Annotated in this window: 17 protein-coding genes; 10 read left to right on the top strand and 7 right to left on the bottom strand. The window is 44.8% G+C overall.

What is annotated here, in order from left to right:
- Positions 1-511, top strand: a 511-nt coding sequence (locus tag IM515_RS13985) for a Uma2 family endonuclease (protein WP_287629636.1), incomplete at its 5' end; no start/stop codon positions are given.
- Positions 512-517: 6 nt separating this feature from the next.
- Here IM515_RS13985 and rpsF read toward each other — a convergent pair.
- Complete coding sequence (rpsF, locus tag IM515_RS13980; RefSeq protein WP_004163403.1) at positions 518-907, bottom strand: 30S ribosomal protein S6; 390 nt, start codon at positions 905-907, stop codon at positions 518-520.
- A 145-nt stretch (positions 908-1,052) separates the two neighbouring features.
- On the opposite strand from rpsF, the gene IM515_RS13975 reads away from it, so the two are divergent.
- Positions 1,053-1,835, top strand: coding sequence for a fumarylacetoacetate hydrolase family protein (locus tag IM515_RS13975; RefSeq protein WP_287629638.1), 783 nt, complete (start codon positions 1,053-1,055; stop codon positions 1,833-1,835).
- Here the strand turns inward: IM515_RS13975 and tpiA are convergent.
- A complete protein-coding gene (tpiA, locus tag IM515_RS13970; protein WP_002801963.1) occupies positions 1,832-2,557 on the bottom strand; it encodes a triose-phosphate isomerase in 726 nt (241 codons plus the stop codon). The genes IM515_RS13975 and tpiA overlap by 4 nt on opposite strands.
- A 157-nt stretch (positions 2,558-2,714) precedes the next feature.
- Here tpiA and IM515_RS13965 point away from each other — a divergent pair, with 157 nt between their 5' ends.
- Entirely contained in the window at positions 2,715-3,479 is a 765-nt protein-coding gene (locus IM515_RS13965) for a metallophosphoesterase family protein (protein WP_004161286.1), read from the top strand.
- Here the strand turns inward: IM515_RS13965 and IM515_RS13960 are convergent.
- From IM515_RS13960 to pgl, 3 genes are all read right to left on the bottom strand, one after another.
- The gene (locus IM515_RS13960; protein ID WP_287629635.1) at positions 3,398-4,645 is read right to left on the bottom strand and encodes a site-2 protease family protein; all 1,248 of its coding nucleotides are present in this window, start codon (positions 4,643-4,645) and stop codon (positions 3,398-3,400) included. The two genes, IM515_RS13965 and IM515_RS13960, sit on opposite strands and share 82 nt — an antisense overlap.
- A gap of 196 nt (positions 4,646-4,841) precedes the next feature.
- On the bottom strand, positions 4,842-5,480 hold the full coding sequence (locus IM515_RS13955; RefSeq protein WP_002769149.1) for a double zinc ribbon and FHA domain-containing protein: 639 nt from the start codon (positions 5,478-5,480) through the stop codon (positions 4,842-4,844).
- A 243-nt stretch (positions 5,481-5,723) separates the two neighbouring features.
- Positions 5,724-6,446, bottom strand: a complete 723-nt coding sequence (gene pgl / locus IM515_RS13950; RefSeq protein WP_004161290.1) for a 6-phosphogluconolactonase — start codon at positions 6,444-6,446, stop codon at positions 5,724-5,726.
- 394 nt (positions 6,447-6,840) lie between these two features.
- On the opposite strand from pgl, the gene IM515_RS13945 reads away from it, so the two are divergent.
- Both IM515_RS13945 and IM515_RS13940 read left to right on the top strand, forming a co-directional pair.
- Positions 6,841-7,632 (top strand): HpsJ family protein, encoded by a 792-nt coding sequence (locus tag IM515_RS13945; protein WP_287629634.1) that lies wholly within the window; start codon positions 6,841-6,843, stop codon positions 7,630-7,632.
- A gap of 652 nt (positions 7,633-8,284) precedes the next feature.
- A complete protein-coding gene (locus IM515_RS13940) occupies positions 8,285-9,016 on the top strand; it encodes an undecaprenyl-phosphate galactose phosphotransferase family protein (RefSeq protein ID WP_002760967.1) in 732 nt (243 codons plus the stop codon).
- Between the two features lie 270 nt (positions 9,017-9,286).
- Here IM515_RS13940 and IM515_RS13935 read toward each other — a convergent pair whose 3' ends face one another.
- Entirely contained in the window at positions 9,287-9,859 is a 573-nt protein-coding gene (locus IM515_RS13935) for a Uma2 family endonuclease (RefSeq protein WP_287629633.1), read from the bottom strand.
- A gap of 209 nt (positions 9,860-10,068) precedes the next feature.
- Between IM515_RS13935 and ileS the strand changes: the two genes are divergently transcribed.
- The 5 genes from ileS to IM515_RS13910 all read left to right on the top strand — a co-directional run bounded on the left by ileS (position 10,069) and on the right by IM515_RS13910 (position 15,627).
- Complete coding sequence (gene ileS, locus IM515_RS13930) at positions 10,069-12,927, top strand: isoleucine--tRNA ligase (RefSeq protein WP_287629632.1); 2,859 nt, start codon at positions 10,069-10,071, stop codon at positions 12,925-12,927.
- Between the two features lie 107 nt (positions 12,928-13,034).
- Positions 13,035-13,397 (top strand): hypothetical protein, encoded by a 363-nt coding sequence (locus IM515_RS13925; RefSeq protein ID WP_287633238.1) that lies wholly within the window; start codon positions 13,035-13,037, stop codon positions 13,395-13,397.
- Positions 13,398-13,969: 572 nt separating this feature from the next.
- Positions 13,970-14,332, top strand: a complete 363-nt coding sequence (gene ndhC, locus IM515_RS13920) for a photosynthetic/respiratory NAD(P)H-quinone oxidoreductase subunit C (protein WP_002739390.1) — start codon at positions 13,970-13,972, stop codon at positions 14,330-14,332.
- A gap of 47 nt (positions 14,333-14,379) precedes the next feature.
- Positions 14,380-15,123: a photosynthetic/respiratory NAD(P)H-quinone oxidoreductase subunit K gene (ndhK, locus tag IM515_RS13915; protein ID WP_002769162.1), complete on the top strand. Its 744-nt coding sequence runs from the start codon at positions 14,380-14,382 to the stop codon at positions 15,121-15,123.
- Positions 15,124-15,627, top strand: a complete 504-nt coding sequence (locus IM515_RS13910; protein WP_002769165.1) for an NAD(P)H-quinone oxidoreductase subunit J — start codon at positions 15,124-15,126, stop codon at positions 15,625-15,627.
- 142 nt (positions 15,628-15,769) lie between these two features.
- Here IM515_RS13910 and IM515_RS13905 read toward each other — a convergent pair whose 3' ends face one another.
- Complete coding sequence (locus tag IM515_RS13905; protein ID WP_287629629.1) at positions 15,770-17,275, bottom strand: UbiD family decarboxylase; 1,506 nt, start codon at positions 17,273-17,275, stop codon at positions 15,770-15,772.
- Positions 17,276-17,437 lie beyond the last annotated feature (162 nt).

The raw sequence follows: 17,437 nt of genomic DNA, 5'->3' as shown, positions 1-17,437 counted from the left end.
TGGGGATTTGCTCTGGTATCCCCAGCAGGTAACTGTACCACCTGCTCCCTGTCAAGCTCCCGATGCCATGGTAGTTTTCGGCCGTCCACCTGGTGAGCGCGGCAGCTATAAACAATGGGAAGAAGACAATATTGCCCCCCAAGTAGTGTTTGAAATCCTCTCTCCGAGCAATAGTGCCAGGGAAATGCTCAAAAAGCAGTCTTTCTATCGGGAGCATGGGGTATTAGAAATGTTTTTCTATGACCCAGACTCCCATGATTTCTGGGGATTGGTGCGGGCCAATCAGCAAGAGGATTTTTTCCCAGTAACGGCCTTGAATTTTCCTTGGACTTCCCCAATCCTAGGGATTCGGTTTGAGATGTTTGAAGAGGGTTTAGAGGTCTTTTATCCCGATGGGGAACGATTTAAAGACCCTGAAACCCTCTTTGAGGAGCGCAACCAAGCACAACAGGAACGCGATCGCGCTTTTGCCCGATTACGCGAATTGGGCATTGACCCGACACAGTTGTGACTACAATTAATCTTCAGCGGAGATACCGTCATCTTCCACCACCGCTTCGGTGATAGGAGAGGGGGGAATTTCCGTTAAGGGAGATAAATCCGCAGGGGGGGCCACCACGCGATCGAGTTTTAGGGTTAAATAACGAATAACCTCATCACTTAAACGCATGGCCCGTTCCATGGGGGCGACTTGTTTGCCGCTGGCCTGATAATTCATCTGCACATAGACACCATCATTGAGTTTTTTGATGGGATAGGCCAGACGTTTTTTACCCCACACCTTCACTTGAATGTCTGTGGCGCTGTGTTCGGTAATCAGAGTCCGATAACGTTCCACTTGTTGCTGAACGACTTCTTCCCCTAAATCGGGACGGAGAATGTAAAGAGTTTCGTAGTTATTGCTCATCTCAGAATCCTTATGGACTAGAAGGCTTCTTTGTCAAGACCGGAGGTTAATTGATTTTCATAACTCTCTAGCTTTTAATAAAGAAGCAAGGATATATGATCATACTACTATCCGAGAGTCGATCGCTAGTCATTCCCAGAAAAATATGGCGCAACGCTATGTACGAGTGAAACATCGTCAAGGACAAATCTTCTACGGACTGTTACAGCTAAACCGTAGCGTTGCCGTCTTTGATGCCCCTCCCTGGCAAGGAGGGCAACTAACCAAGCTAGAATTAGAACCCGATAGCTACCAACTATTAGCCCCCTGTTTCCCGTCGAAAATTATTGCCGTGGGCAAAAATTACCGCGCCCACGCCGCCGAGATGGGAACACTTGTACCGGAAGAACCGCTTTTATTTCTCAAGCCACCGACGACAATTATCGCCGATGGTGAAACGATTTTTTATCCGCCCCAATCGGAAAGAGTGGATTATGAGGGAGAATTGGCATTAATTATCGGAGAAACCGCCAAAAACTGCACCACAGCCCAGGCCAGAAGTAAAATCTGGGGTTATACCATTGCTAACGATGTCACCGCTAGGGATTTACAGAAAAAAGATAGCCAATGGACGCGGGCGAAAGGATTTGACAGTTTTTGTCCCCTCGGCCCCTGGATTGTCCGGGAACTGAGTATCGGGGCCCAATTAACCACTTTTCTCAATGATGGCAGCGAACCCAAACAAAGCAGTTATCTGAGTGATATGGTCTTTCCCCCCGATGTCTTGGTGGCTTATATCTCCCAAGTGATGACCCTGCTGCCGGGGGATGTAATTTTAACGGGAACTCCCGAAGGAATCGGACCGCTGCAGGTGGGGGATAAAGTTCGGGTGGAAATAGAAGGCATCGGGGTTTTGGAAAATAGCGTCATGGCAGCAGAAATCGATTAACGATAATTAACAATCCTGGCGAAGACGGCGGGGTCTAGACTTGCCCCACCGACTAAAGCCCCGTTTATCTGGGATTGAGCCATAATTTCATCGATATTATCGGGTTTTACCGAACCACCGTACTGAATGGTTACTTCGGGATTGTCTAATTGTTGTCGAATCAAACCGATAACGCGGTTGGCTTCCTCGCTTTCGCAGGTTTCTCCCGTGCCAATCGCCCAGATGGGTTCGTAGGCGATAACGAGGTTTTTTTGGTCAACATTGACTAAACCCCCTTGAATTTGCTTGATAATTACCTTTTCCGTTTCTCCGGCATCTCTTTGGGCTTTACTTTCTCCCACGCAGATAATCGGGATTAAACCTTGTTTTTGGGCAGATATAACCCTTAAATTGACGGTTTCATCGGTTTCGCCGAAATATTGCCGGCGTTCACTGTGACCGATAACCACATAGTGAACCCCAATTTCGGTTAACATATCCGCCGAGATTTCGCCCGTATAAGCCCCCGATTTTTCCCAGTGGACATTTTGCGCCCCCAAGCGAATACGACCGCCGTGGAGGGTTTTAGAGAGGACAGCTAAAGCTGTGAAAGGCGCGCAAAGAACTACTTCTCGGTCGTCGGGGGTTTCCTCTAGATGGGATTTAAAATCTTGCAAAAACTCCAAAGCTTCTCTCTGGGTTTTGTGCATTTTCCAGTTACCTGCAATAACAACTTTCGGCACAGCTTAATTAATTTAGTAGATTTGATAATTTATGGTACATTTTACTGTAAGCCTTTTTGTTACCCTAAGCAAGATCACCGATAATCGCTGTCTGTCATGAACAGATTTTTTTAATACTTTTACCTGTACCTATGCCCTAATCCCCTACCAAATCCTTATGCGAACCTTAGCGATCGGCGATATTCATGGTTGCTCGAAAGCTCTAGATCACTTGCTAGAGATCGTCAATCCCAAACCGCAAGATACTTTAATCACCCTCGGTGATTACGTTAATAAGGGCAAAGACTCGAAAGGGGTGATCGAGCGCCTGATTTCCCTACATAAACAGGGCAATTTGATTCCCCTCAAAGGTAATCACGAGATTATCATGCTGCAAGCCCGTAACAACCCCCTCAAACAGCGTCTCTGGTTAGAAAAAGGCGGTAAAGCTACTCTAAAATCCTATAGCGAAGGCCACCTGATTAAAATTCCCGAATCCCACTGGGATTTTTTGGGGAAAGTCTGTATAAATAGCTACGAAACTGCCAATCATTTATTTGTTCACGCTAGTCTCGATCCCCATCTACCCCTAGCCAGACAACCAGAATACAAACTCTTTTGGGAGAAATTTCAATATCCCGCCGCCCATAGTTCGGGAAAAACTATGATTTGTGGCCATACCAGCCAAAAAAGCGGTAAACCGATTAATCTCGGCCATGCCATTTGTATCGATACTTGGGCCTACGGCAGAGGTTGGTTAAGTTGTTTAGAGGTGGAAACGGGGAAATTGTGGCAGACTAACCAGCGAGGAAATTTTCGCATTAGCCATATTCAAGATTATTATCGTTCATCCTCTCTAGGTCAGGACATTAAGGACGGTTCGCCGATTTTTGGCCGTTCACTCTTGTCAAGAGCGGCAGCAATGACATTTAAGGGCAAATAACTGGGGTAAACTCCCTCGCGAGCGCGTTTAATATCCGTTTCCTCTAGGGGAAGTTGGTATTTAATCGCAATTGCCTTGAGGATATCGCCGCGATCGATCACTCCCGCTACGGCGGAGGCCGGTGTTAACACCGTGATCATGCGGTCCGGGATAGTTTCCAGTTTCTGCACCACCGTTACTAAGGGGGTTTTTTCCTCAACAGTGGCAATTTCCCCGAGGGGATGGGCAATATCAAGCAGTTGTTTTTCTGACCAGAAACTCCGCTCGATCGCCTGTAAATCTGCCACCCGAATTAATCCCCGATAACGCCCCTCGGACGCGGCAAAATAAGCAGTATTAGCCGCTGCTTGGTCTAAAACGTATTCCTGGACGAATTCCTCTAGGGTTTGATGGGCGTTTAAAACCCGCAAATTTCTGCTCATCACCTCTCCCGCTTGCAAATTGAGGAGACTTTCCTGTAAATTAGTCAAATTATCGTAAGCGCGGGCATTTCTGAGGATAAACCAGCCCATTAATCCTAACCAAGCACCCCCCACAGCTGCCGTCAAGAGAACCAAGAAAATCCCCAAAATAATCCCCAACCAACCGATGAATTGACCACTGATCGCAGCCCAATGTAAACCTTTCCAGCGATCGCCAGTCGCTTGCCAGACCATTGCTTTTAAAATTTGACCGCCATCGAGGGGTAAACCGGGGATAAGATTAAATAGAGCAAAAAACAGGTTAATTATCGCTAAATGACCGCATATATAGGTTAAATTAGCGTTTAAATAGGGTAAGTAACTGGCTAGGGATAGGAGACAAAACAGGAGAAAACTGACGAGGGGTCCAGCGATCGCTACTTGCAGGGCCTCCGGAGGAGTCCGCGATTCTCGCTCGATCGAGGCCATTCCCCCAAAGAGAAACAGGGTAATGGAATTGACCTCGATGCCTTGGGAGCGAGCCATGAAACTATGACCTAATTCGTGGAGTAAAACCGAGATAAACAGCAATAAAGCCATGATTAAACCAATTAACCACGCTAAACCGAAACTCTGGCCAGCCAGAGACTGAATTTCTGCATCGGTGGCATTGATCAGGGTGACAAAAGCCAAAATCAAAAACCACGAGGAATCAATATAGAGAGGAATGCCCAATAAAGAGCCGATTCGCCAATTTGTACGCATAATTTTCAGTGGGGAAGTGGGGAAGTGGGGAAGTGGGAAGTGGGGGAATGGGGAAGTGGGGAAGTGGGGAAGTGGGGAAGTGGGAAGTGGGGAATGGGGAAGTAGGGGAATTCAACTAAAACCCTAAAACCCTAAAACCCTAAAACCCTAAAACCCTAAATCCCTAAATCCCTAAATCCCTAACCCCTGTCCCCTTTTAAGACATTTGGAAAATAAAAGTCATTTTGTCCCCTTTACCGAGGGAAATGCGATCGCCAGCCCGAAGACGATGACGATTGCCGGGGGGTAGGGGATTGTGATTAACGTAGGTTCCGTTGGCGCTGCCCGTGTCTTCGAGATAATAGATGCCCCCTTCGACGCGGATATCGGCATGAACCCGGGAGACGATATCAGAATCGGGAAAACCGGAAACATCGATATCGGGGGGAATGCGATCGTTAGGTTTGCCGACATGAATTACCGATAGGTGTAGGGGTAATTCAATTTTGCTATCGGTTTGTAGGTGCTGGAGACTAGCCATTTCCGTCTGTAAGCGGGTGGCAGCCGGAACTGGTGGAGGGGCAACAGGAGGAGGTGCGATCGAGGCGCCGGTGGCTGTGGGGACCGGTGGGACGGGTTCCGGTTCCGATTCCGATTCGGCCTCGGCCTCGGCTGCCACCATGGGAGCAGAATTAGGCTGTAAATTGTAGCCACACTGACCACAAAAGGTGGCATCAGTTTGGATGGTTGCCCCACAACCAGGACAGGAAGACATCCTCGGTAAGGGAGTATAACAGGCCTCGCATTGACTGGCCTCATCGGGGTTAATATGTTCGCAATTAGGACAAACGATCATTTTTAAAGTAAAAAAGCAGATTAGGAGTTGGGTGTTGGGGTGTTAGGGTTTTGGGGTGTTGGGGTGTTATACCAAATTTCTAAATCCATGACAGACATCCACGCTCGAATGCTTGCCAAACCTTCATTCGTTGTGACGCGAATAAAGAAAAATGGTATTAAGGTTTTGGGGTGTTAGGGTTTTAGTTGAAATTCCCCCATTCCCCCATTTCCCCATTCCCCCATTTCCCCATTCCCCTATTCCCTAGACAAAAGAGGAACCAGCGGCCGCATCGAGTAACCAATATAATTCCCCGGCCGGGGGGTGGATGAGACGAGAAGGATAGGAGAAAGAGTCACCATAAGCAGAGAAAATCTCATGTAGAGCGGGGCGTTTACTTTCGCCGGCAGCGATAAAGATCACACAACGGGCCTGATTGATCAGGGGAACGGTAAAAGTTAAGCGGGGATTGCCATCTTTCTCACCGACAGTGATACAGCGATCGCTCACCGTTAAAGCTGCCGTGTGAGGAAAGAGGGAGGCGGTGTGACCATCATCGCCCATTCCTAATAAAATCAGGTCAAAAACGGGAAAATCGGGAGAATTGACCCCAAACCATTGGCGGAGATGATCATCGTATTTTTGGGCGGCCAGGTGGGGATCGGGTTCATCCGTGGGCATAGGATGAATATTAGTGGCCGGGATCGGTATGCGATCGAGCCATGCTAATCGGGCCATGCGTTGATTACTGTCAGGATGATCGGGACTAACGTAGCGTTCATCTCCCCAGAAAACGTGAATTTTTGACCAGTCGAGGGGTTGAGAGGATAAAGCTTCGTAGAGAGGTTTCGGGGTACTACCGCCGGACAGAGCGATGGTAAAATAGTCCTGTTGGTCGAGGCTGGTTGTGATTTTTTCCAGAACCAGCGCCAGAGATTTTGCGATCAGAGCTTGTTTATCAGCTAAAACTTCCACCAATTTCTGCATGGGTTTTGTTATCGACTCAGGGGGGCTGTCTTTACTATAGGCTAACCATTGAGGACTCGTCTGAGAGCTTGGGAAAATTTTATTCTTTGACAGTCTCTGTCTTAGGGAAGAGATCTGGGGAAAACCCAGTCTGAGAGCTTGGGAAAATTTTATTCTGTGAGAGGGATAAGTTTAGCGATACCATATTGAGGTAATATTTCTAGAGTCGATTCTCGAAAGGGGTTGACAAGCAGAACGATTTAGCGTAGGGTTTAGCGGGGGGGCTGAGGGAAAGTTAATTAGAAATTGCAGTTTGTCAGATTGCCTCTCGGCAAAATCCTTCCGCGAATCCCCAGCGAGAACTTTTAAACAGACTAATGAATCTATTCATTGACATACCATTACAGAAACAGCGATGAACAGCTTTACTTCTTTGTCCCTGAAATTAACGGGATTGGTTTTCATTTTTTCCTTCCTTTTGGATGGGTTTATCCTGCCGCTGCCCTATCGATTTAATCAATCCCAATGGCAGGTAGGGTTCGTCAGCACCTTTGTTGATCGAGGAATTGTTCCTCTTCTGGGTATCGTTCTCGTTTTAATCGCTTACTGGATTGACGCTAACAATAGAGATGTCATTCCTAGAAAATCTCGGTTTGAATTGCGTTGGCCGATCTTTATTCTTTCCACACTGTTAGGCTTAGTTTTTCTGTTGATGATTCCTGTTCATATCAATAATATCAACCAGATTAAAAACAACGCTTTGACTCAAATTGAACAGGGTGTTGACCAAGGAGAGGGACAAATTCAGGCTTTCTTAGCCCAGTTAAATACGCTATCGCAAAATCCCCAACTATTAGAACAGCAGATCTCTCAGAGAACTCAAGTGATTGAAACTGGTCGTTTCCAAGGACAACCGATCAACACGGAACAGTTACAGACCCTCCGCCAACAAAGGGATCAATTAACTAATTTACGGGATTTATCCAAAAAACCGAAGGAGTTTAAACAGCGATTAGATGAGATAAAAAATCAGCTACAAACTCAGCTGCAAGATCGGCGAAAACAGGCAGAAAGCCAAGCTAACTTGGAGGCTTTGAAACAGTGGTTAAGAATTGGTATTCAAAGTATGTTGCTATCGATTTGCTATAGTTTGATCGGTTGGTTAGGCATTCGAGAACTAGGTAGTGTGAAAAAACGCACTGCCTAAGCAGGGGATTTATCTTAATGATCAAGTATAAAGTTTTCGTTTTCGGGACTCAGAATTCTCCGAGTCAGGAGACGAGCGCAGACAAGAGCATACTTCATCCTTAGGATCAAATCTGTAACTACTTAAATATTCAGCCACAGGGCATCAGCAAATGATGCCCTTTTATTGATTAGAACTCTTGCATAATTAATTTTTGGTGGTTCAAAAACGTCCTATAAGCTGTTCGTAATTTAAATTGCTTGTTGAGACGAGGCAAGAGGCACTCTTGCACTCTTGCAAAGGGCAACACCCCCCTACCACGTCGGGGGGGCAAGGGGGGGAGATTCGGCTAATCTAAGAATAAGCGGTTTAAATACGTCTTAGCTTAATACTAAATCCTGTTTAAAAGGTATAGGAGAGCAGGGGAGCGGGGAGCAGGGGAGCGGGGAGCAGGGGAGATGGGAGCGGGGAGAATAAATAAAAATAATCTCCTGAATTCTGACTACTGACTCCTAATCCCAGCAACAAACTTTTTCAGTAAACCCTAATTAGAGATTTTTCAGTACAAAGGCTCTAAAATGGCCAGTGCCAGTTATTGGCCAGAAGACTTGTTTTTTCAGTCTTGTGGCTTTATCATGGGTACTGTGTGGTGTGTGTGATGTGAAGGAGTAAGATGACTGCTAATAGCCAACTTATCTCCGTCAAGGCTCTACAAGCTTTGATGAAGCGAGGGTTCAAACCTTCGGTCTCTGGTAGACGGCATCAAAAATCTTGGTTAATAGCTTTAGACGGCGATACCTCAAAACGATTATTCGATATCGTTTTCTCCCTATCGGTTCTAATTTTCTTTTCGCCGCTTTATTTAATCTTAGCCTTATTGATCGCGATTAGTTCCCCCGGTCCGGTCTTCTATGTGCAGAAGCGCGTCGGTCAAAACTTCCAGCATTTCAACTGTATCAAGTTCCGTACTATGGTAATGGATGCTGATAAGGTGTTAGAGAGACTGATGGAAGACTCTCCCCAACTGCGGGCGGAATTCGAGGATAATTTCAAGCTTAAGGACGATCCTCGCATAACTTGGATTGGCAAATTTCTCCGCTTAACCAGTTTAGACGAGTTTCCCCAATTCTGGAACGTCCTGCGAGGAGATATGAGCGTCGTCGGTCCGCGGCCTTTAGTTCCCGAAGAATTGCAGAAATATGGCAATCGCATCGACAAAGTTTTAACTATTCGCCCCGGTTTGACTGGTTTATGGCAAGTTTCTGGACGTAATGACATCCCCTATCCCCTGCGGGTGCAGATGGATGTGTATTACGTTAATTCCCGTAACTGGTTAACTGATATCTGGGTAATCTTCAGAACTATCGGTGTTGTGGTTTTTCCAAAAAATAACGGTGCTTACTAAAGCGGTGAATAGTAATTAAAAATTACTCACTGCTGTTTCAATGTAACTAATCTCTAGACTGGAGGAGAGAAGGGCAAAAATTGCTTTTTTCTCCTCTTTTTTTGATAAAGATTATGACAGTAATACTAAATCTGGTTATTAAAGACTGATTATTTATTCCCCTTTTTGCATGAGTGCATGAGCAGAAAACGGGTTTCTCGGAGAAACCCGTTTTCTGTGCGTTACTCAACGGATTTAGTATAATTAAGTGAAGTCAAAAAAGAATGGCAATTATACCAAACCGGGGACTTTGCGATAGATAGAAGCGATCGATCCCCGGAATCCTACACTGGTAAATTCTACCTCATCTCCCGCTTCATAGATCTGTTCTTGCCAAACTCCCGAATCCTCGCAACGGTGACATTCAATTTTCATCTGGTTTTGATGAATAAGAATGTATTCTTTTAAGGTGGGACAGGTTTGATAATCGCTAAATTTATCACCCCTATCAAAGGATTCCGTCGATTTCGATAATACTTCAATAATCAGAACGGGATAAAGAATAAAATCATCGGTATTGTTAATCTCTCTCTCGTCACAAACCACCGCAATATCGGGATAATAATAACAATTTGCCTCCTCTAACCGGACTTTGATATCGGAAGTGAGAACAAGACAGGGACTATCTTCGAGATGGATACTCAATAAAGTAGCTATATTTGTATTTAAGACAATATGGGGCTTTTTTGCCCCTACCATTGCGTAAATCCGTCCTTTTCGGTATTCGTGCTTGATCGGACTGACTCTTTCCCCTTCTAGATACACTTCTGGAGAGACATAAAAAAAATTAGGATTCGTCACCATCGTCCTCATGCTCCCTATCCTCGAATAACTAAATTATAGCCTTTCGGAATCATCGCTCTTGGACTCAATCTCGCTAGACTTATAGATCAATGATTGTCACTTGTAATATTTGTATTACAGTTATGTGACAGAATAGAGATAACGACTCTCAAAGAGACGTTATTTAGGAATGAATCCCGAAAACGATTGATATCCATAGGTTTGCCAGAATGTCCAACGCTAAAAGTTACAAAGATACCGTTAATTTGCCTCAAACTGACTTTGATATGCGAGCAAATGCCAGCAAACGCGAGCCAGAAATCCAGAAATTCTGGCAAGATGAGCAAATATACGAGAAATTAGCGCAAAATAACCCCAAAGAATTATTTATTCTCCACGATGGTCCCCCCTACGCTAACGGGTCTCTGCATATCGGTCATGCTTTAAATAAAATTCTCAAAGACATTATCAATAAATATAAACTGCTGCAAGGCTACAAAGTGCGCTATGTGCCGGGTTGGGATTGTCACGGGTTGCCGATCGAACTAAAGGTTTTACAAAGTCTCAAAAGCTCGGAAAAAGAGGGTCTAACCCCTTTGAAATTACGTCAGAAAGCCCACGATTTTGCCCTTCAAACGCAAAAAGAACAGTGTGAAGGTTTCAAAAGGTATGGAGTCTGGGGAGACTGGGAAAATCCCTATTTAACCCTAAAACCTGAATACGAGGCCGCTCAAATTGCCGTATTCGGAAAAATGGCCCTAAAAGGTTATATTTATCGGGGACTAAAACCGGTTCACTGGAGTCCTAGTTCTCAAACCGCTTTAGCTGAGGCCGAATTAGAATATCCCGAAGGTCACACTTCCCGCAGTGTCTATGTTGCTTTTCCAATTACGTCAGTTTCAACCCCGGTTTTAACGCCATTTTTGCCTAATTTATCCGTGGCTATCTGGACGACTACCCCCTGGACTTTACCCGGGAATTTGGCCGTCGCATTAAACCCAGAATTAAACTATTCAGTGGTGGAAACTAGCGAGTCTAATTATCTAATCGTAGCGACGGATTTAGTCGAAAAATTGGCCGACACTTTTAACACAACTTTGACGATTAAAGCAACGGTTAAAGGTCTGGAATTAGAACATACTAAATATCGTCATCCTTTGTTTGACAGAGAAAGTGCTATTCTCATCGGTGGGGATTATGTCACCACTGATTCCGGCACCGGATTAGTTCATACGGCCCCCGGTCATGGTCAGGAGGATTATATCGTCGGCCAACGTTACGGTTTACCGATACTTTCTCCTGTGGATGATAAGGGAAATTTCACCGCAGAAGCGGGACAATTTGCGGGTTTAAATGTCTTGAAAGATGCTAATGAAGCAATAATTTTAGCACTGACAGAAAAGGGTTCCTTACTCAAAGAAGAAGCATATCAGCATAAATATCCCTACGATTGGAGAACCAAAAAACCGACAATTTTCCGCGCAACAGAACAATGGTTTGCTTCCGTGGAAGGATTCCGGGAATTAGCTTTAGAAGCAATTGATTCGGTGCGTTGGATTCCCGCAACGGGGAAGAATCGCATCACTTCTATGGTTAGTGAAAGAAGCGATTGGTGTATCTCTCGTCAGCGCAGTTGGGGGGTTCCTATTCCTGTTTTTTATGACGAAGAAACGAATGAACCTCTGTTAACGGAGGAGACGATTAATAACGTTCAAGCTATCTTCGCAGTCAAGGGTTCTAATGCTTGGTGGGAGTTATCCGTAGAGGAATTGTTACCTCCCAGTTATCGCGATAATGGTCGCAGTTATCGCAAGGGAATGGATACTATGGATGTGTGGTTTGATTCTGGTTCTAGTTGGAATGCGGTGGCTAATGCTCGACCAGAATTAAGTTATCCTGCGGATATGTATCTAGAAGGATCGGATCAGCATCGGGGATGGTTTCAATCGAGTTTATTAACCAGTGTGGCTGCTAATGGTATTGCTCCCTATAAAACGGTGTTAACTCACGGTTTTGTTTTGGATGAACAGGGACGAAAAATGAGTAAATCTCTGGGTAATGTCATCGATCCCAATGTGATCATTAATGGTGGTAAAGACCAGAAAAAAGAACCCGCTTATGGGGTGGATGTGATTCGGTTATGGGTGTCCTCGGTGGACTATACCAATGATGTGAATATCGGTCAAAATATTCTTAAACAGTTGGTAGATATCCGTAATAAAATCCGTAATACTGCCAGGTTTTTACTGGGGAGTTTAAATGATTTTGATCCCCTTAAAGATGCGGTAGCTTATGAAGACCTACCGGAGATTGATCGCTATATGTTACATCGTATCTCGGAAGTGTTTACGGAAGTTACGGCAGCTTTTGAAAGTTTCCAATTTTTCCGCTTTTTCCAGACAGTACAGAATTTTTGTGTTGTCGATTTATCTAACTTTTATATCGACATCGCTAAGGATCGTTTATACATTTCTGATCCTAATTCTTTCCGTCGTCGCAGTTGTCAAACAGTTTATGCTATTGCTTTAGAAAATCTTGCTAAAGCGATCGCTCCTGTCCTATCTCATCTAGCGGAAGATATCTGGCAATTTCTCCCCTATAAAACTCCTTATTTATCGGTATTTGAGTCAGGATGGCTAAACATCAATCCTGCTTGGAATAATCGCGAATTGGCCGATAAATGGGCGAAATTCCGGCAGCTACGCACCGAAGTTAATAAGGTGATGGAAACTGCCAGAAATGATAAAGCGATCGGTGCTTCTTTAGAGGCAAAAGTTTTACTTTATGTTCCCGATGAAACCTTACAACAGGAGCTAGAATTATTCAACAATTGTGAGAGTTTAACGGGGAATAAAGTCGATGAATTGCGTTATCTATTTCTCTCTTCTCAAGTGGAATTAGTCAGTGATATTAGCGCAATTCAAACCGCAGAATATAAGGGAGAATCGGACTTTGTTTCGGTGGGAATTGTCAAAGCGGACGGCGAAAAATGCGATCGCTGTTGGAATTATTCCACTCAAGTGGGAAAATTTGCCGATGATCCCACTATTTGCGAGCGCTGTAATGCCGCTTTAAAAGGAGAGTTCTAAGCTAAATTAAAAGGGTGCTTTATTGTCTAATAAAGTACCCTTGTTTAATCCTCAGCTAAAAAAAAACTTATTCACAGGTATTAACTCTAGGGAATAGATAATTAGGGATGGAAGATTACCAATCAGCTTTTTTACAACGTCATCAAGATACAGAAATACTTTGTAAATCTAATAGGAAAATAGCTGCTATGCACTTTGGAGGTATTACGATCGAATGTTTTCTGAAATCTATGATCTTAGCTTCGGTATCCAGTCAAGAATGGAAAACTGATTCCAATAACCCCGGACATACTATAACTAATCCGGGTCACAGTTTGACAACTGCTTTAAAACGTCATAATCGTCTCTATTCGAGAGTTCAAAATTTTCCAGAGGTGAGAAAATGGATTAATATAGTAGAAAAACCTAGTCAAAATTTTATAACTATGGGTTATTCCAGCAGTGAACCAAATGTGGTTATCAGCGTATAAAAGTCTGAAAAGTTGGCTTCATAAACAAGCTACTCAACTTTGAGGAGATAGTTATGTCAGAAACTTGGTTAAGATCACTGAAACAAAATTGATGATTTTAATTGGCTTAGTAAATTAAATCTAATTAACCCTTTTCAACGGTAAAAAAATATCCATCCTGATATACTTGATCGCAAGTCCATTTCCCGGAGCCAAAATAAAGCGATCGCTTTTCTGAGCGGGTGCATTAACAAAGTATAGTGGGTCTGACAGCATTTCTCCTAATTTAGACTGCCTATCGGAAATTTTAGTACAAATGCTCGGACTGGCAACTCTGGCACTCCCATGCAGTCTTAACGAGTAATCTGGATAGTCAGCAGTCCATTACGGTCATTTCCTTGTCACCCCGTCAGAGTTAAGAGCAAAGCACGGACAGAAGCGAAGTTTGACCCGACGATTAGCTAATGGTATCGATAAACATCTTCAATGCTGCTTTTGAGAAGGAGACGGGTTGCTAAAGCCTCTATAATAAGTACCCATAGAGATGCCGACAACTTCCCCTGTCGATAGCGAATAAGGAGAAAAAAAACCCAGTGTTTGTCCTCAAAGGTTACGAGTATTTTCTAGGATTTCTGCTCGCTTGCAGTTTAGTACCAATCCTATCCCTAACGGCCTCCAAAGTCCTGCGGCCTAGTGGTGGCGGTCCGGAAAGACGCACCACCTATGAATCGGGGATGGAACCGATCGGCGGTGCTTGGATTCAGTTTAACATTCGTTATTATATGTTTGCCCTCGTTTTCGTGGTTTTTGACGTGGAAACCGTCTTTCTCTACCCTTGGGCAGTAGCTTTCAATCAATTGGGCCTATTAGCTTTTGTAGAAGCATTGATCTTTATTGCTATCCTTGTGGTTGCTCTCGTCTATGCTTGGCGGAAAGGAGCCTTAGAATGGTCATAACGGCCATAATTTTCCTTATTTTTGACTTTTCATGAGAGGATAACCGGATGAGTCCCAACCCTACCAGCGAATTTAAGCAAATTATCGAACAACAAAGCGAAAAAATCCTCAATCCCATCGAACGCACCAAAGTTACCCAGGATTTATCGGAAAATGTCATCCTTACCACCGTTGATGACCTGTATAACTGGGCGCGTTTGTCAAGTCTTTGGCCGATGCTATACGGTACAGCTTGCTGTTTTATCGAGTTCGCGGCCTTGATTGGTTCCCGTTTTGATTTTGATCGCTTTGGTTTAGTTCCCCGTTCTAGTCCCCGGCAAGCCGATTTAATCATCACTGCTGGTACAATCACCATGAAAATGGCCCCCGCTTTGGTGCGTCTGTATGAAGAAATGCCAGAACCTAAATATGTGATCGCCATGGGTGCCTGTACGATTACGGGGGGAATGTTCAGCAGTGACTCCACCACCGCAGTTAGAGGGGTAGATAAACTTATCCCCGTGGATGTCTATATACCCGGTTGTCCCCCCCGTCCGGAAGCGATTATCGACGCGATTATTAAACTGCGGAAAAAAGTCGCTAACGAATCTATTCAAGAACGCGGGACTGTCCTCCAGCAAACCAATCGTTATTACAGCACCACCCACAAAATGCAGCCCACGGAACCGATTCTTACGGGTAAATATCTGCAATCGGCCACCCGTCAAGCACCCCCGAAAGAGTTACTAGAAGCCACTGGTATGCCTGTTCCCCCCGCTCTTTTGACCACGAAACAAAAGGAAGAAATCTAAATGACTGAAGAAACGACAGCTATTGTGCAAGCTGGCCCCACTTCGATTTGGTTAAGCGAAAATGGTTTTGAGCATCAAGCTTTAGAAGCTGACCATAGTGGTGTGGAATTGATTAAAGTAGAACCAGACTTTTTAATTCCTCTGGCCACTGCTTTATACGCTTATGGTTTTAATTATCTCCAATGTCAGGGTGCTTACGATTTGGGACCAGGGAAAGAATTGGTTAGTTTCTATCATCTGGTCAAAGTAACCGATAATGTCGATAGTCCCGTGGAAGTGCGCTTAAAAGTCTTTCTTCCTCGAGATAATCCCCAGGTTGCTTCGGTTTACTGGATTTGGAAAGCGGCTGACTGGCAAGAACGAGAAAGTTATGATATGTTCGGCATTATTTATGAAGGACATCCCCACCTGAAACGGATTTTAATGCCGGAAGATTGGGTCGGTTGGCCTCTACGCAAAGACTACGTTTCTCCCGAATTCTACGAACTACAGGACGCTTACTAAGTCGAAAAACTAATCACTAAGTAGGGAGGCAAAATTATTTGTAGGATGGGTTAGCGGTAGCGTAACCCATGCAGGCGTTGGGTTTCATGCTTCAACCCAACCTACGTTCATCTTATATTTAATTCCACCCACCTACTTAAATCTACATTTCGTAGCCAAACTTATTGGCATCCACTTCTTGTAAATTAATATCGATTAAACCGTATTCTGACCAGCGTTGGGAAACCTTGACCGCCATGGCCGGATCCGACTCCAAAGGTTCCCCCCATTCGTGGTCAGTTTCGGGATACATTTTTGTCGTGGCATCAATTCCCATTCTCCCCCCCAAACCGACCTTTTCGCTGGCAAAATCGAGGCTATCAAAGGGGGTTTCCGGGAGAATAAACACATCGCGAACCGGATCCACTTTAGAACTAATTGCCCAAACCACTTGCCGGGGGTCGCGAATATTAATCTCCTTATCGACGACGATGACAAATTTAGTATAGGTGAACTGGGGTAAGGCACTCCAAAAAGCTAAGGCCGCTCGTCGCGCTTGTCCGGGATAGGCCTTATCAATGGAGATAATCGCCGCTTTATAGCTTAAAGCTTCCATCGGCAGGAAAAAATCCCTGATTTCCGACACCTGTTGCCGTAAAATCGGCGTATAAATACGATTAAGAGCGATAGCCATCATCGCTTCTTCCTTGGGAGGACGACCGCTAAAAGTGGTTAAATAAATGGGGTCGCGACGATGGGTCATGCAGTGGAAATGAATCAGGGGTGAATCTTCCACACCGCCATAGTAACCCATGTGATCACCAAAGGGTCCATCTGGCAATACCTCTCCGGGAGTAATTGTTCCTTCGAGGACGATTTCTGAGTCGGCCGGCACTTCCAAAGCGAGGGTTTTACACTTGGCTAACTGTACCCCGGAACCGCCGTACAATCCCGCAAACAGCCATTCTGAGAGATCTACGGGGATAGGAGTGGCAGCAGCCATGATAATCAGAGGATCGACCCCTAAAGCGATGGCTATTTCTAATTTTTTGCCCATTTGTGCCGCTTTTCGCAGGTGACGCGCCCCACCGCGCACGGATAACCAGTGGACGGTCATGGTATTGTGAGACTGTAGCTGTAAGCGATAGACACCGACGTTAGGGGTTCCCGTTTCGCAATCTTTAGTAATTACTAGCCCTAGGGTGATAATCTGGCCTGCATCGCCCGGATAGGGGCGAATCATCGGAATTTTCTTTAAATCTACTTCATCCCCTTCTAAAATCACCTGTTGACAGGCAGGAAAAAAGTTACGGTTGGGTTTGGCTTTCAGGACATCAAATAAAACTTTACCAAAATCGATCGCTTGGGAGAGTTTTTTCGGCGGTTTCGGTTGTTGCAACAGGGCGAGTTTTTTGCCTAAATCTTCCAATTCTTCGGGTTTATTCAGGTTCATCGCCCAACAGATGCGTTCTACCGTTCCCATCAGGTTAATAGCGACGGGAAACTCGGCCCCTTGCACGTTTTCAAACAGTAGGGCCGGTCCCCCCACTTGTAGCATCCGATTAGCGATCTCGGCAATTTCTAAATCGGCAGAGACCGATGCACTAATGCGGCGTAATTGGCCACGATCTTCTAAAAGCTTAATAAATCCTCGTAAGTCTCTCGCCATGATGAAGAAATGTAAATAAATCCCTGTCTCTATTATCTCTTAGGGCGGCAGTTTCGGTGGGGGATAGTCACCTTTTTGAGAGTTGGAGGCGATTCTCGTCTAGAATTAAGTAAAAAAATCCCCATCTTGCCAGCTTCATTCCTAACCCTAAATTTATGCTTA

Origin of the sequence: Microcystis sp. M44BS1 (assembly GCF_020244875.1) — a bacterium.
Taxonomy (GTDB): Bacteria; Cyanobacteriota; Cyanobacteriia; order Cyanobacteriales; family Microcystaceae; genus Microcystis; species Microcystis panniformis.
The sequence above is the reverse complement of the archived record's forward strand: the minus strand, read 5'-3'. Positions and strand labels throughout refer to the sequence as shown.

What these genes read in the sequence shown, in the direction of transcription:
- rpsF (WP_004163403.1), bottom strand. Translation starts at nt 907, where the DNA reads ATGAGCAATAACTACGAAACTCTTTACATTCTCCGTCCCGATTTAGGG.
- IM515_RS13975 (WP_287629638.1), top strand. Translation starts at nt 1,053, where the DNA reads ATGGCGCAACGCTATGTACGAGTGAAACATCGTCAAGGACAAATCTTC.
- IM515_RS13965 (WP_004161286.1), top strand. Translation starts at nt 2,715, where the DNA reads ATGCGAACCTTAGCGATCGGCGATATTCATGGTTGCTCGAAAGCTCTA.
- IM515_RS13960 (WP_287629635.1), bottom strand. Translation starts at nt 4,645, where the DNA reads ATGCGTACAAATTGGCGAATCGGCTCTTTATTGGGCATTCCTCTCTAT.
- IM515_RS13955 (WP_002769149.1), bottom strand. Translation starts at nt 5,480, where the DNA reads ATGATCGTTTGTCCTAATTGCGAACATATTAACCCCGATGAGGCCAGT.
- pgl (WP_004161290.1), bottom strand. Translation starts at nt 6,446, where the DNA reads ATGCAGAAATTGGTGGAAGTTTTAGCTGATAAACAAGCTCTGATCGCA.
- IM515_RS13945 (WP_287629634.1), top strand. Translation starts at nt 6,841, where the DNA reads ATGAACAGCTTTACTTCTTTGTCCCTGAAATTAACGGGATTGGTTTTC.
- IM515_RS13940 (WP_002760967.1), top strand. Translation starts at nt 8,285, where the DNA reads ATGACTGCTAATAGCCAACTTATCTCCGTCAAGGCTCTACAAGCTTTG.
- IM515_RS13935 (WP_287629633.1), bottom strand. Translation starts at nt 9,859, where the DNA reads ATGGTGACGAATCCTAATTTTTTTTATGTCTCTCCAGAAGTGTATCTA.
- ileS (WP_287629632.1), top strand. Translation starts at nt 10,069, where the DNA reads ATGTCCAACGCTAAAAGTTACAAAGATACCGTTAATTTGCCTCAAACT.
- IM515_RS13925 (WP_287633238.1), top strand. Translation starts at nt 13,035, where the DNA reads ATGGAAGATTACCAATCAGCTTTTTTACAACGTCATCAAGATACAGAA.
- ndhK (WP_002769162.1), top strand. Translation starts at nt 14,380, where the DNA reads ATGAGTCCCAACCCTACCAGCGAATTTAAGCAAATTATCGAACAACAA.
- IM515_RS13910 (WP_002769165.1), top strand. Translation starts at nt 15,124, where the DNA reads ATGACTGAAGAAACGACAGCTATTGTGCAAGCTGGCCCCACTTCGATT.
- IM515_RS13905 (WP_287629629.1), bottom strand. Translation starts at nt 17,275, where the DNA reads ATGGCGAGAGACTTACGAGGATTTATTAAGCTTTTAGAAGATCGTGGC.